General features: G+C 42.3%; 15 protein-coding genes. 2 read left to right on the forward strand and 13 right to left on the reverse strand.

The features are described from left to right. Positions 1-8 precede the first annotated feature (8 nt). From lpoB to HUS61_RS00390, 3 genes are read right to left on the reverse strand one after another with little or no spacing between them, the layout of a single operon-like run. Positions 9-620 (reverse strand): penicillin-binding protein activator LpoB, encoded by a 612-nt coding sequence (gene lpoB / locus HUS61_RS00380; RefSeq protein WP_054561262.1) that lies wholly within the window; start codon positions 618-620, stop codon positions 9-11. A gap of 10 nt (positions 621-630) precedes the next feature. After that, entirely contained in the window at positions 631-1056 is a 426-nt protein-coding gene (locus HUS61_RS00385) for a YcfL family protein (RefSeq protein ID WP_175081768.1), read from the reverse strand. Positions 1057-1064: 8 nt separating this feature from the next. Then, the gene (locus HUS61_RS00390; protein WP_175081769.1) at positions 1065-2429 is read right to left on the reverse strand and encodes a COG3014 family protein; all 1365 of its coding nucleotides are present in this window, start codon (positions 2427-2429) and stop codon (positions 1065-1067) included. Positions 2430-2566: 137 nt separating this feature from the next. On the opposite strand from HUS61_RS00390, the gene HUS61_RS00395 reads away from it, so the two are divergent. Then, a complete protein-coding gene (locus tag HUS61_RS00395) occupies positions 2567-3436 on the forward strand; it encodes a DMT family transporter (RefSeq protein ID WP_175081770.1) in 870 nt (289 codons plus the stop codon). Here HUS61_RS00395 and HUS61_RS00400 read toward each other — a convergent pair. The 7 genes from HUS61_RS00400 to HUS61_RS00430 all read right to left on the reverse strand — a co-directional run bounded on the left by HUS61_RS00400 (position 3423) and on the right by HUS61_RS00430 (position 10058). Next, on the reverse strand, positions 3423-4103 hold the full coding sequence (locus tag HUS61_RS00400) for a M15 family metallopeptidase (protein WP_175081771.1): 681 nt from the start codon (positions 4101-4103) through the stop codon (positions 3423-3425). The two genes, HUS61_RS00395 and HUS61_RS00400, sit on opposite strands and share 14 nt — an antisense overlap. Beyond that, complete coding sequence (gene dapE, locus HUS61_RS00405; RefSeq protein WP_175081772.1) at positions 4100-5230, reverse strand: succinyl-diaminopimelate desuccinylase; 1131 nt, start codon at positions 5228-5230, stop codon at positions 4100-4102. The genes HUS61_RS00400 and dapE overlap by 4 nt, the downstream gene beginning before the upstream one ends. After that, positions 5230-5574: an ArsC family reductase gene (locus HUS61_RS00410; protein WP_175081773.1), complete on the reverse strand. Its 345-nt coding sequence runs from the start codon at positions 5572-5574 to the stop codon at positions 5230-5232. Before HUS61_RS00410 ends, dapE begins: the two co-directional genes overlap by 1 nt. A 5-nt stretch (positions 5575-5579) precedes the next feature. Next, positions 5580-6077, reverse strand: a complete 498-nt coding sequence (locus tag HUS61_RS00415; RefSeq protein ID WP_054561267.1) for a PTS glucose transporter subunit IIA — start codon at positions 6075-6077, stop codon at positions 5580-5582. A 3-nt stretch (positions 6078-6080) separates the two neighbouring features. Continuing rightward, entirely contained in the window at positions 6081-6473 is a 393-nt protein-coding gene (locus tag HUS61_RS00420; protein ID WP_175081774.1) for an ACT domain-containing protein, read from the reverse strand. Positions 6474-6682: 209 nt separating this feature from the next. Beyond that, positions 6683-8839: a phosphate acetyltransferase gene (gene pta, locus HUS61_RS00425; RefSeq protein WP_175081775.1), complete on the reverse strand. Its 2157-nt coding sequence runs from the start codon at positions 8837-8839 to the stop codon at positions 6683-6685. A 4-nt stretch (positions 8840-8843) separates the two neighbouring features. Beyond that, positions 8844-10058 carry an acetate kinase gene (locus tag HUS61_RS00430; RefSeq protein ID WP_175081776.1) on the reverse strand — a complete coding sequence of 405 codons (1215 nt, stop codon included), beginning with the start codon at positions 10056-10058 and terminating at the stop codon, positions 8844-8846. Between the two features lie 290 nt (positions 10059-10348). Between HUS61_RS00430 and yfbV the strand changes: the two genes are divergently transcribed. Then, positions 10349-10795, forward strand: coding sequence for a terminus macrodomain insulation protein YfbV (gene yfbV, locus HUS61_RS00435; RefSeq protein ID WP_130166284.1), 447 nt, complete (start codon positions 10349-10351; stop codon positions 10793-10795). Here yfbV and HUS61_RS00440 read toward each other — a convergent pair. Genes HUS61_RS00440 through xthA form a run of 3 tightly spaced genes read right to left on the reverse strand, consistent with a single transcriptional unit; the run spans position 10792 to position 13042 of the window. Continuing rightward, the gene (locus tag HUS61_RS00440) at positions 10792-11589 is read right to left on the reverse strand and encodes a putative RNA methyltransferase (protein ID WP_175081777.1); all 798 of its coding nucleotides are present in this window, start codon (positions 11587-11589) and stop codon (positions 10792-10794) included. The genes yfbV and HUS61_RS00440 overlap by 4 nt on opposite strands. Then, positions 11586-12236, reverse strand: coding sequence for an energy-coupling factor ABC transporter permease (locus HUS61_RS00445; RefSeq protein ID WP_175078162.1), 651 nt, complete (start codon positions 12234-12236; stop codon positions 11586-11588). Before HUS61_RS00445 ends, HUS61_RS00440 begins: the two co-directional genes overlap by 4 nt. Then, positions 12233-13042, reverse strand: coding sequence for an exodeoxyribonuclease III (gene xthA, locus HUS61_RS00450; RefSeq protein ID WP_054552965.1), 810 nt, complete (start codon positions 13040-13042; stop codon positions 12233-12235). The genes HUS61_RS00445 and xthA overlap by 4 nt, the downstream gene beginning before the upstream one ends. Positions 13043-13217 lie beyond the last annotated feature (175 nt).

Genomic DNA, 13217 nt, shown 5'->3' on the forward strand with positions numbered 1-13217 from the left:
CCTCCTGACTACCAGCCAAAAGTTGATTTCTCACGTGTTTTACGGATTTCAGTTTCATCAGCCCACTCAACTAGGCCGCTTTTTAAATCCATTAAACGCATAGTGAATTTATAATACACATCAGCCTTGTCAGCATTTGATTTAACAATGCTCGATAAGTTGCCGTATAACATATATTGCGCACCAACTTGCTGGCCAAAAGCAATAGCGGTATTTGGGTTTACAAGTGGGTCAACGTTTTGGAAATTAAGTTGCTCGCGCACAGCTTCAACGCGGGTCATATCAACAAAGCGGAACTTACCACTGCGTAATAACTGTGTTGAGATTGAATCAGTAATAGATTCAGTATCAATATGCTCGCTCGTTTTGTTTTTAATACGCTCAACAAACACGATAGGGCGGGTATTTGCTGTCATGGTACCAACCACAGGTGAAGCAAGTAACGAGTCTGTCATTTGGCTTGCTACTTTTTGTAGATCCGTTGAGCCAAAGTTGATATCTGTGGTTTCAACAGCTTGCGCATCACCATAGCTAACAACGGCTTTATTAGCACAACCAGACAGCAATAAAGCGCTTGTCATTGCAACGGCCGCAGCCGACTTAACAGAAAGTAATTTCATTGTAGTATCCTTAATCTTCAAATTCTTGTGCTTCTGTTGACACTTCACGCACTGCAAGCGAGAAGGTGACAGCATTTGCTGTCGGGGCTAGGCCCGGTAATTGGGTCTTGGCAAATCCAAATAATGTAATAGGTTGCCAAGGTGAGTGGTTGACGCGAATAACAAAGCCATCAGCGTCATACCAAGTAAATTGATACTGTAAGTATTGAGACTTTTTGTACTGGCTTGCCAGTGTCACAACAACATCTGTTAAGCCATTTGTTTGGCGTGTTTTTACATCTGTAATGGCTAATTTCTTGCCAAGTTCTGGTTTATTAACAATCAGTTGTTGGTTATACTGTTGTGATGCCTGCTCAACACCAATGCCAGAAGTGGTAGGGCGTGAGGAGCAAGCCGCAACAAGTAAAATGGTTAATAGTGGCACTAAGTATTTCATCATTGCTCCTAGAGTTGTACGACATGTGTGTCGTAGTAGTTATTTATAGAGGTTAGAAAAATCAAGGTTAACCCTTGCTTACTAACCGTAAAGTCTATTTCGCCATGCCCTGGCACGGTTAAAGCGTGCTGACCTGCTGGCATCGCGTGCTGTGCAATACTCAGTTGACTTGGTAAAGTCGACCAGCTTCTCGTATCAGCCTGCTCTGATGCAATGTTATAAATATTCGCTAAAATATTACCGACATCGCCGCCGCTTCTTGCCAATTCTGCACGCATCTTTTCTTTTGCTACCAAACGCATTACTTGGCGGGTTATTCTGCCAGTACTTTGATCTTTCAAAGTTTTTGCTGCTAACGCTTCAAGCCTAACAATGGGCGTAAGTGGCAAATTTTCGCCACCGAGACTCACGGTTTTATCACTGCCCGCATAGGGCGCATCGCGATAAACTGGCATGGCAATACTGTAAAAGCGTGCATCACCACGGGAGGTATAAATGGGTAACCGTAAATGAAACTCTTGCCTTGCTGGTATCAACCCTTGCTCTGCAATTACAATTACTTGGCCCGTGTTTGCTTGAGTCTGCTTTAGCTTGCCAAAGCGTTTGCTAAATTCTTCAAAGTCCTGATCAAACCCTTGTTTTTTGGCAAGGCGTAACACTGTTTGCTGTAAGTAGCTATTTTCGCTATTTATTTCGAGTGCTTTCTTATAATCGATATAGGCATCATCAAACTGTTTATCTGCCTCATAAAGTAGGCCAGACAAATAAAACGTAAAGGCATTTTGAAAGCCATTTTTGACATTACCAATTAGCTCAGCCATATCAGGGTAGCCTTCGGCTGCCTTTTCTGCTTGTTCATCAAGTACAGCTTGGTTGTCTTTTAGTGCATCTTCTTGCACTTTATTTGCACGTCTAACTTCAACTAATGCAGATTCAAGTTGCTTATCAAATACATAACTCAGTGCTTTGTAGCTATGCAGCATGGTCATTTCATAGGCTGCTGGCTCATAACCAATCACTGAGTCATTGGTTAATAATGAATTTGTTTGTTCAAGGCCTGCACTTAGTTGTACTTTGGCTGCTTGACGCTTTTTTTCCATATTTTGATAAACAGCTTCAAAGGTCTCATTGGCCTGAGAATTTTGTTTAGCCAAAAACTCAAGACGGGCCGTTTCAAGCTGATTTAACAAATAGTTACTATGGCCTCGGCTGTTACTTGGCAAAAGTTGCTGCGCACTTGCTATGTTATTTTGAGAAATAGCTTGGCGCACAGGTCTTAGCTGCGTCGCATAATCTTGGAATAGATCAGTAATACCTATGGTACTGCAACCAGATAACAGTAGAGCAGCTCCAATAAATAAACGTCGATGCACTGAACACTCCTTTTAAACAATGTACTGAGATTAGCATACGAGGCTTAACCTTCTATGATAAATTATGTAAAAAATCGTAAGTTAATTGTCTAATTTTAGGTCTTATCTTTTTTAAAACCAAAAGGATAACTCATTTGTTGAGCACCATACTGTATACCTTGATTGCACTTTGTGCGTTTGCAGCTAACTCTTTGCTGTGCCGGATGGCATTACAAAGTGGTGATATTGATCCGTTAAGTTTTACTGCTATTCGCTTAGCCAGCGGGGCGTTTATGTTGCTTGGCTTACTTTTATGGCAAACAACTTTATTGAGATCAAAATCACAATCAGCACAACCTTTAACCGATAAAGGTAACAATATCAGTGCCCTTAGTTTATTTGTTTACGCGCTGTGCTTTTCAGTTGCCTATGTTGATTTAAACACAGGCACAGGCGCACTTATCTTATTTTCGGCAGTACAGTTAACCATGATAGGCCATAGTGTTTTAAATAAAGAACCACTCAGTAAAGTGCAGTGGGGGGCTTTGTTTGTTGCTTTTGCGGGTTTTATTTACTTAATGCTGCCCTCAGCCACAGTGCCTTCTTTCATACCAGCAATGCTTATGGCGTTAAGTGGCGTGGCATGGGGTATTTACAGTATTCGCGGAAAATCATGCAGCTCACCGTTGCAAGCAACCAGCTTTAACTTTCTAAGAAGTTTAATACTCGTGCCAATTTTAGTGTTTCTAGCCGTGGTTGATTGGCAAGGTATTACTGCTAGTGGGGTTTATTTAGCGATAGCCTCTGGAGCGCTTGCATCTGGGCTTGGCTATAGCATTTGGTACATTGCACTACCTAGGCTTAAAAGTAGCCAAGCAGGGGTGGTGCAGCTAACCGTGCCTGTGCTTGCCACATTAGCTGGGGTGGTGGTTTTAGATGAGCAATTAACAGCGCGTTTAGTTTTAGCCAGCGCCTTAATTCTTGGCGCTGTACTGGTGTTTTTAATGGCTAAAATTAGGGCGTATTAATATTTAATACGTAGCGTTCATACAGAGTGTTAAGTTCAGCTAGTATCGCTTGTTTGCCGCTGAGCTCACTTTGTTCAATACATTGCTGTAATGTTGCAACTGACAAATGCTCCATCATCTTTGCAGATACACCAATATGGCTGATATGCCAAGGTTCAGGGGCAACCCCACCTTTGTAATCTTTATAAGGGCGATAAAAACCATACTTTTCTAGGTTATCGTCAAGCCATGCAGCAAGCTTGGCAAAAGGTCCTGTGGGCGAATACTCATCAGGCGTTAATTGCAGCTGGTAATCATCGTCAATAGGGCGGGTATCGTAAATGTCGAGGTCGGTACCAAAGTGGTGTCTGCTTGCCCCTGGAAGTGCCGAGTAAAGCATAATAGCGTGGCACTTTTCAGTATCACTTAGGCTTTCTAAATCTACCGTTTGTTGCTCAAGGGTGTAAACTGGTCGAAGGCCCTGAAATTTAGCATTCCAAATAGCACTTTGACGATGAAAGTCACGAAAGCTTGAGGCAATTGTTAGATCAATACCAGCTTCTTTTGCTCCTTGCTGCAGAGCTAAAAAATCATTAACAATATCACGATGCAAGCGATGATTTTGTTGCTCAACTAAATGTGAGCTACTTAACCCCGTGGCGCATTGTTTAAGCTCGGTTTGGTTCATGTAAGCAGTTGCTCTAATATGACTTCGTAAATATCAGCAAGTTGAATTAAATCATCGGTGCTAACACATTCATCTACTTTATGAATAGTTTCATTACGAGGACCAAGCTCAATGACCTTGGCACCCGTTTGTGCGATAAAGCGACCATCAGAAGTACCGCCGGTGGTTTCAAGCGCGGTGTCGCGTCCAGTCACCTGCTTAATAGCGTGCACGGTGGCATCAACTAACGGGCCATGATCGGTTAAAAACGGCAGTCCATTTACAATCCAATTTAGCTCGTAATTCAGGTTGTGTTTCTCAACAATTTCTACGACTCGCTGTTGTAGTTCTTGGTGAGTTACTTCGGTGCTAAAGCGAAAGTTAAATTGAATTTCAAGCTCACCTGGGATCACATTACCGGCACCAGTGCCACCGTTAATATTCGAAACCTGAAAGCTCGTTGCAGGGAAAAATTCGTTACCTTGATCCCACTCGGTTTGACTCAGCTCAGCCAATGCAGGTGCTGCTAAATGAATCGGGTTTTGCGCTAAATGCGGGTAAGCAACATGGCCTTGCACACCTTTAACAGTTAAAAAGCCAGTTAAAGAACCGCGACGACCATTTTTTACTACATCGCCAAGTACATCACGTGAAGATGGTTCGCCAACTAGGCATAAATCAATCTTCTCACCACGTGCTTCAAGAGTATCGATAACACGGGTTGTACCGTTGATAAACGGGCCTTCTTCATCAGACGTAATTAAAAACGAAATTGACCCTTTATGATCTGGGTGTTTAGTCACAAAACGCTCTGTGGCAACTACCATGGCAGCTAAAGAGCCTTTCATATCGGCTGCGCCGCGACCATGTAACATACCGTCTTTTACCAGTGCAGAAAAAGGCGGGTGCTGCCAATTTTTTTCAGGACCTGTTGGTACAACATCAGTGTGACCAGCAAAACAAAAATGCGGTGACGCATCGCCCTTACGAGCCCAAGTATTCAAGGTATCAGTGAAAAACAGTGATTCAATATTAAAGCCTAGTTTTTCAAGGCGTTCGTTCATTAACGCTTGGCAACCAGCATCTTCAGGCGTTACTGATTCACGCTGAATAAGCGCTTGAGCAAGTTCAATAACAGGGTGAGTCATTAGGCAAAGATCTCATCGTATTGAGCGGCTTTAAAACCCAAGTGGTATTGGCCGTTATGCACAAGTACCGGGCGCTTGATCATCGCAGGTTGCTCAACCAGCAATGCTAATGCAGATTCTTTATCTAGGCTTTGCTTTTGCTCATCAGATAATTGACGGTAAGTTGTGCCGCGTTTATTAACTAAATCTTGCCAATAAATGTGCGCTGCAAATTCGTTAACTAGCTCAGCACTAATGCCGTCTTTACGGTAATCATGGAAAGTAAATTCTTGATTGTTATCAGTTAAATATTTCTTGGCTTTTTTGATTGTATCGCAGTTGCTGATACCGTACATGATAGTCATAAATTCTACTTTTTAGTTACAGTGAGTAATGTGTCTACCCCAGCAGTGACCTGAGATAGTGAATAATATAGGGGTCCAAGGTGTTGGCTATTGAGAACGCACAGTGTGCCAAGCATAGGGCTGCTCAGCTCGCGTAAATCAAAATAGGCTAATCGTTCACCTTTGCTAATTTTACTGCCGTTTAATTTAGCAATATTGGTGTGATTGATATGTTCTTCAACCGATGAAAACGATAAGTTTAATAAAACTTTTAAACCGTTTTTTGCCTGTAAAATGTATTCTTTACCGGCATTTTTAACTTGTAATAGGGTGCCATCGAATGGCGCGATGATGTTGTGGCTAGTTAGTTCAACACTAATCCCTGGGCCAAGGGTAGCAAAACGAAAAAATGGTTCAGGGTGCTCGCTAATGCTTTTTACACGCCCGGTAAATGGGCTTTTAATGGCCATGCAGCGCGCTTTTCTAAGGCTACGTTCGGGTAAGTATTGAACTTCGTTAGTCATGGCTTATTTAACATCACCTAGCACATGGTAACCGTCTTTCTTGAGGGCTGTAATAGCTTTGGCCATACTTTGCTTTTTCACCAATACATAATCAGTATCGTAGGTTGATAGGGCAAAAATCGAGATCGACGCTTTTGCTAGTACGCCAGAAATATTCGCCATAATACCAGTTAACGAAAAACCAAGTGGGCCAATGACTTCCAGTGCTTTCCAGTCGGTTTCTTGATCAAGACTGTCGAGTTGGAAACTACTAGGGCAGACAATAGACAGCTCATCAGCCGTTTTTGCAATAAAGAAAATAGCTTGTTGGAGTAAGGCAGGATCAATCGTCGCATCGACATCTAAACTATGAATGGTAAGTTCTTCACTATGAAGTTGTAACGTTTGTTTTGACATCTGCGATCCTATCTTTGAAGCCTTTGAATTTATAGTATAGGTAAACAAAGTTAAGATAAAGCGCAATAATTTTGATTGCTGAGGTTTTACTCAATATCGCTGTTGAGGTTGTCCACAGAATCTGTGGATAAATATGGGAATAGGTCAGTATAAAGAAGCTAATAGGCTAATTTATAAAGGTTTTATAAATTAGCCTAAATTTTGAAGGGTTAATTTTGTAAGCTTTCAACTTGCTTAGCTTGAATCGCTGTAAGGGCAATGGTGTAAACAATATCGTCTACTAATGCACCACGACTCAAGTCATTTACCGGCTTACGCATACCTTGCAGCATAGGGCCAATACTAATTAAATCAGCACTACGTTGTACGGCTTTATAAGTTGTATTACCCGTATTTAAATCTGGGAATACAAACACTGTTGCTTTACCTGCAACCGGGCTGTCAGGTGCTTTTTTAAGTGCTACGTTTTCCATAATTGCAGCATCATACTGAAGCGGGCCATCAATCACTAAATCAGGGCGCTTTTGCTGGGCAAGCTTAGTGGCTTCACGCACTTTTTCTACGTCAGCACCTGAACCCGAAGTACCCGTACTGTAGCTGATCATTGCAACACGCGGTTCAATACCAAACGCAGCCGCTGAATCCGCTGATTGAATCGCGATATCGGCCAGTTGCTCTGCTGTTGGGTCAGGGTTGATAGCACAGTCACCGTATACCAGAACTTGATCAGGTAACAACATAAAGAACACTGATGATACCAACGATGAACCTGGTGCAGTTTTAATTAACTGTAGCGGTGGGCGTATCGTGTTGGCTGTAGTGTTAACAGCACCCGACACTAGGCCATCTACTTTGCCTTGCTCAAGCATCATTGTGCCGAGTACCACGTTATCAAGTAATTGTTCTTGGGCAACCACTTCTGTTAAGCCTTTGCTTTTACGAATTTCGACCATAGGCGCAACGTAATCGTTGATCACATCACTTGGTTCAACAATGGTTACATTATCGTTTAGCTCAACACCTTGTTGCTCAGCAATTCGCAAAATCTCTTCTTTGTCACCAAGTAGGATTGTTTTTGCAATGCCACGTTGACCACAAATTGCTGCGGCTTTAATCGTGCGCGGCTCATTACCTTCAGGTAAAACAACCGTTTTCTTCGCTTGACGGGCTTTATCTGTTAGTAAGAAGCGAAACGCTGGCGGAGACATTTTACGAGTACGACCAACACTTTTTGCAAGGCTGTCTAACCAGTCAGAGTCAATGTTACTAGCGTTGTGATCTTTTACTTTATCGATACGTTGGTCATCATCGCACGGTACTTCCATATTGAAGTTGTGCAGTAATAAAGACGTGCGCCACGTATCTTCTTCTGTTGCCAGAATCGGCAGGCCGGTATTCATAGCTTGTTCGCACAATTTCATGATGCGATCTTCAGGCTTAAAGCCACCGGTTAATAAAATAGCCCCAAGCTTGGTACCATTCATGGCTGATAAACAAGCAGCAACGAGTACATCAGAGCGATCGCCCGGAGTAACTAGTAATGCACCCGGGGTAAAGTGGCTTAAAATATTCGATACAGTACGAGCACAGAAAGTAACGCGACGTAAACGACGGTGAGCCATGTCGCCTTCATTAATAACTTCAGCCTTTAGGTATTCACATAAATCACGTACACGTGGTGCTACTAGGTCGAAATCCCACGGGATTGAACCTAATAACTTAAATGGGTGTTTTCTGAAAATAGGCAATGATGCTAAACGGTTTAATTCGTTTTCAAGTTGCTCAGGTTCATGAGCTTCAACAAGGTCTGCACGGGCACGACCTTCGTCATCTAAAGGGGCATTAACTTTATTGAAAATACAACCTAACACGCGAGGGTGGTTAACACCGCCATAGTTGCCTGAGGCAATTTCTAAACGGTCTTCAATTTGGTCGTTGCTATCGTTACTAGGCGTTAAAACAAAAACAATATCAGCACCCAGTGTTTGCGCGATTTCACGGTTTACACGGCCTGCATAAGGCTGACGGCGTGTTGGCACCATACCTTCGATAATAGCAATTTCGTCTTCTTTAATAGTGCTTTCAAAGCGCTCTACGATTTCTTCTAGTAAGTCGTCGCCTTTACCATCACCAATCATTTGCTCTGCATAGCTAAGCTCAAATGGTGTCGGCGGATTAATTGGCGAGCCATGGGTGACAATTTGCGTCGACTTTTCAGGACCTGTATCGCCAGAACGCGGCTGTGCAATTGGTTTGAAAAAGTTCACTTTAAGCGCTTTTTGCTCAAGTGCACGCACTAAACCAACAGAAACAGATGTTAAACCAACCCCCGTCGAAATAGGGATCAACATAATTCTACGTGCCATTTACTTAACCCTCCTTTGCAATGCGGGCTGCATCGTTAGCAATAACCCATTCTTCGTTAGTCGGGATCACAAACGCTTTAGCATGCGCTTGGCCTTTTGAGATTAAGCCTTCTTTACCAAAACGTGCCGCTAAGTTTGCAGCTTCGTCACACTCAAGGCCTAAAAAGCCTAACTGAGTGATTACTTTGTCACGAATAATATCTGAGTTTTCACCAATACCACCGGTGAAAATAAGTGCATCAAGGCGTTGTACAGGTACTAAAAATGCTGCGATTTGTTTTGCTAAACGGTAGCAAAAAATATCGAGTGCAAGGTTCGCTTGTGGGTGGCCCTCAACGGCGGCTTCTTCAATAGTGCGACAGTCATTTGATAATTCACTAATACCTAACAAGCCACTTTGCTTATTAAGTAAGTCATCAATTTCTTGCACTGAATAATTTAGTTGCTGAGTTAAAAACGTGAATAAACCCGGGTCGATACTACCACTGCGGGTACCCATCACTAAGCCTTCGAGCGGTGTAAGGCCCATACTGGTATCAACACTCTTACCATCTTTAATCGCACATACAGAACAGCCATTACCTAAATGTGCACTGATCACATTGGTTTGCTCGCGCTCTTTGCCTAATAATTTTGCAGCTTCACCTGCAACATAATAATGGCTCGTGCCATGGAACCCATAACGTCTTACGCCGTGCTCTTTATAAAGCGAGTAAGGTAGGGCGTATAAGTAAGCAAGATTTGGCATGCTTTGGTGAAATGCCGTATCAAACACAGCAATTTGTGGCAGCGCTGAGAACGCTTGCTGTGCAGTACGAATGCCCAATAAGTTGGCAGGGTTATGAAGTGGTGCAAGTGCCGCTGTTTTTTCGATAGCTGCAAGTACATCATCGTCAATAAGCACAGATTCAGTGAAATGCTCACCACCGTGCACAACACGATGACCCACAGCAATTAAATTATCTGCAAGGTCTAGCTCATTAACTAGCTTCACAAGCTCAGCAATTGCTGCATCGTGGGCTTGGCCCTTTGCAAGCTCAATAAGTTGTTTTTCACCATTATATTTATATTTGATTGAAGGCGTATCTGAGCCAAGGCGCTCAGCTAAACCAGAAATAACTTCGTCAGAAGTGGCGGCATCTAAAATGGCAAATTTTAAACTTGAACTACCACAGTTAAGTACTAAAACATGTTGTGGTGAGCAAAGGGGCGTCGACATAGCTAGGTCCTAAAAGTACGATATCAGTCAGTGTATATTAAGGCTTGATAATTAGAATTCTTTGCCAGTATAGTAAATAAGTATTTTGTTGCTACACTTAACAAAGCTAGGCTGTAATTATACTAAAGTCTGGTTGACTTAAGCCGATAACATTTTATCTCATTTAGACTTTAAACGTTAGTCTCCTAACCATTAATTTGGTATTAAAACTAGGACAGGTTTTGCAGGGATTGTATCCGGGAGTGTGTTACACTCGGTTGTGAAACAAGTTGAAGACCCTAGGAGTGATGATGCAAAAAGGTGTCATGTCACAAGTGCAAACAGGTCGTCAGTACGCTAAAAAATGGCCGATGCGACAAGAGCTCGCTCCATTGTTTGCCGAATTTAGAGTGATCAAGGCCACTGAACTGGCAATTACAGTGATGCCAATATTGGCAATGCTGACCGTTTTTATGCAAGTTAATTACTTAGGTAGTGATTATTTTCCACAAGCTATCACTATCGCGCTTTTCTTTTTATCACTACCACTTCAAGGTTTGTTGTGGCTAGGCCGCCGTGCAGAAACCCGTTTAGAGCCAGCAATGCTAAGTTGGTACACAGAGCTGCACAGTAAAATGAAGGCGCATGGTTATCAGTCACAATTAACGACTGAAAAACCACGCTACACTGACTTAGCTCAATTATTAAAAGATATGTTCGAAAAAATGGATAAAGCCTTCACTAAAGAACACTTCTAATTGCGAACAAACTGGCTCACATAAAACGATAACGTTACTTTTTGTGGGCCTTGTTGCTCTATCTGCTGCCAATGCTCTGGGCGAAACTTCCACGCAAACGGCGTCATCATAATTAAATGTTTTATCTCATCGACAGACAACAGCACTTGTTGCTCTAACAAGTTTATCGACTCTTTGCTAAAGCCTGCTGGTGGTTCTATCTCTGTATGCGGTTTTACATCGGCATAAATAAACGCTTTTAACTCTTTAAGATGCCAAGGGCCAGGGCTTGCAACAATTAAACTAGCTTGCGGTTTGGCAAGGCGAGCAAGTTCTTGTGCAAATAAAGGGGCAAACACACTAACAAGCACATCAGCCTGCGCATCTGCAAAAGGGGCTTGGCTAATCGACGCGACACTAAAATGCGCATTTTCGTAACGCTTAGCGGCGTATTTTACCGCGGGCTTAGAAATATCAACACCATATACATCGGCACTCGACTGCGCTGCAATAGCTTGCGTGTAAAAGCCTTCACCACAGCCTAAATCAATCACTGAACTTGGTTCGAGAGAGGCCACTAGCTCTGCTAAAGCTTGCTGTAAAAACAAATAGTGCCCGGCACTTAAAAATGAGCGGCGTGCTTGCACCATTTCAAGGTTATCGCCCGGTTGTTTCGACTTTTTATTTTGCACGGGAAGTAAATTGACATAACCCTCTTTGGCGATATCAAAACTGTGGTTGTTGTCACAACGGTAAGTTTTGTCGTTTAGAGTAAGTTCAAGTTTGCAAAGCGGGCAGTGATAGTGAAGACTCATGAGTCTAAATAGTCCTTATCATAAAAGGTTTTAACCCAATGAGGGCGATAGGTGATCATCAAGGTAATGGCCATGCCATTGAGCATTGCTTCAGGAAACCAAATTATGGCACACAGGATCAGATAGTTTTCTGAAATCTCAATAAAACTGTAATCACCAAGCAAGTAATAAAACACACCGCTGGTAAGTATTTTAATACAGGCGATAACAGCAGCGGTTAAAAACGCGCATAAAAAGATATAAATAAAAAAGTGTCTCGGCAGGTAGCTATAGCAAAGCACAAAACACAAATAGCTCAATGTTATTGGTAAAAAAGCAGTAAACAATAAATGCACTGGCAGTATTGATACTGGCAACTGAGCGACTAATACCAAGAGTAAACTTGCAAGAAGGCTTGCAAAAATTGCCAGTCGCCAACCTAAAATTAGGGTCACTGCAGTGACCCCCAAAATATGCAATTCGAGGCCAGGTAATATCCCCGCTTTAATGCGCCACAGTACCGCAAGTACAAGGGCACATGCGAGCACACCCACTTGTCTTATCGGTGTTGCCAGCAAATGTGACAGGCTTTGTTTATCAAAGCTGAGCCAAAGTATTATAGCCACACAGCTCCACAATGGGAGCTGCCATTGCATAGTGTCTATCATGCGTTAAATGTTGACCAAATTGGCGCATGATCAGATGGTTTTTCGATACCACGCAATTCGTAATCGATACCAGACTCAACACAACGCTCAGCAAGAGCAGGGGTTGCTAAGATCACATCAATACGCAGACCGCGGTTGTCATCAAAACCTTTAGAGCGGTAATCAAACCACGAATATTGCTCGGTTTTTTCTGGGTAAAGTTCACGGAAGGTATCTTTAAAGCCCCAGTTTAATAACGTGCTTAACCATTCACGCTCTTCAGGTTGGAAAGAACACTTACCTGTTTTTAACCAGCGCTTACGGTTTGGTTCACCAATACCAATATCGAGATCGGTTGGTGAAATATTAATATCGCCCATCACAATAACATCTTGCTCTGGCGTGTGGTTATCTTCTAAGTGAGTCATTAAATCTTTATAGAATTGACGCTTATAAGGGAATTTGGTTTCGTGGGCAATATTATCCCCTTGCGGGAAGTAGCCATTCATCACCGTTAGGTCACGACCATTTTCTTGTGTCACGGTAACACTGATCATACGACGCTGTGATTCGTCGGTATCGGTTGCAAAGCCTTTAACTACTGATTTCGGCTCTTGTTTACATAACATAGCCACGCCGTAATGCGCTTTTTGACCATGAAAATAAACGTGATAACCCATTTTTTGCACATCTTCGAGAGGGAAGGCCTCATCATGTACTTTGATTTCTTGTAAGCCAATAATATCTGGTTGATGTTTATCAATTACGGCTTGCAATTGGTGTAAACGAGCGCGCAGGCCGTTAATGTTAAATGAGATTACCTTCATGGTGCACCTATTATTTTTGTTTCAGTGTTTAGCGCAATTCTATCATCAAACTAGGGCTTATTCATGAGCTAATTACGAAAATCAAATTGGGTAAATGTTGATCAATTGCTGCTTAATTTAAAAACATTGTTAACTCACTATTAATTATTAAATTAAATAAATAATTCAGTTGATC

The sequence above is a fragment of the Pseudoalteromonas sp. 0802 genome, assembly GCF_013350085.1.
Classification (GTDB): Bacteria; Pseudomonadota; Gammaproteobacteria; order Enterobacterales; family Alteromonadaceae; genus Pseudoalteromonas.

Coding starts and splice junctions, on each gene's coding strand:
- lpoB (WP_054561262.1), bottom strand. CDS start 620: ATGAAATTACTTTCTGTTAAGTCGGCTGCGGCCGTTGCAATGACAAGC.
- HUS61_RS00385 (WP_175081768.1), bottom strand. CDS start 1,056: ATGAAATACTTAGTGCCACTATTAACCATTTTACTTGTTGCGGCTTGC.
- HUS61_RS00400 (WP_175081771.1), bottom strand. CDS start 4,103: ATGAACCAAACCGAGCTTAAACAATGCGCCACGGGGTTAAGTAGCTCA.
- dapE (WP_175081772.1), bottom strand. CDS start 5,230: ATGACTCACCCTGTTATTGAACTTGCTCAAGCGCTTATTCAGCGTGAA.
- HUS61_RS00410 (WP_175081773.1), bottom strand. CDS start 5,574: ATGACTATCATGTACGGTATCAGCAACTGCGATACAATCAAAAAAGCC.
- HUS61_RS00415 (WP_054561267.1), bottom strand. CDS start 6,077: ATGACTAACGAAGTTCAATACTTACCCGAACGTAGCCTTAGAAAAGCG.
- HUS61_RS00420 (WP_175081774.1), bottom strand. CDS start 6,473: ATGTCAAAACAAACGTTACAACTTCATAGTGAAGAACTTACCATTCAT.
- pta (WP_175081775.1), bottom strand. CDS start 8,839: ATGGCACGTAGAATTATGTTGATCCCTATTTCGACGGGGGTTGGTTTA.
- HUS61_RS00430 (WP_175081776.1), bottom strand. CDS start 10,058: ATGTCGACGCCCCTTTGCTCACCACAACATGTTTTAGTACTTAACTGT.
- yfbV (WP_130166284.1), top strand. CDS start 10,349: ATGCAAAAAGGTGTCATGTCACAAGTGCAAACAGGTCGTCAGTACGCT.
- HUS61_RS00440 (WP_175081777.1), bottom strand. CDS start 11,589: ATGAGTCTTCACTATCACTGCCCGCTTTGCAAACTTGAACTTACTCTA.
- HUS61_RS00445 (WP_175078162.1), bottom strand. CDS start 12,236: ATGATAGACACTATGCAATGGCAGCTCCCATTGTGGAGCTGTGTGGCT.
- xthA (WP_054552965.1), bottom strand. CDS start 13,042: ATGAAGGTAATCTCATTTAACATTAACGGCCTGCGCGCTCGTTTACAC.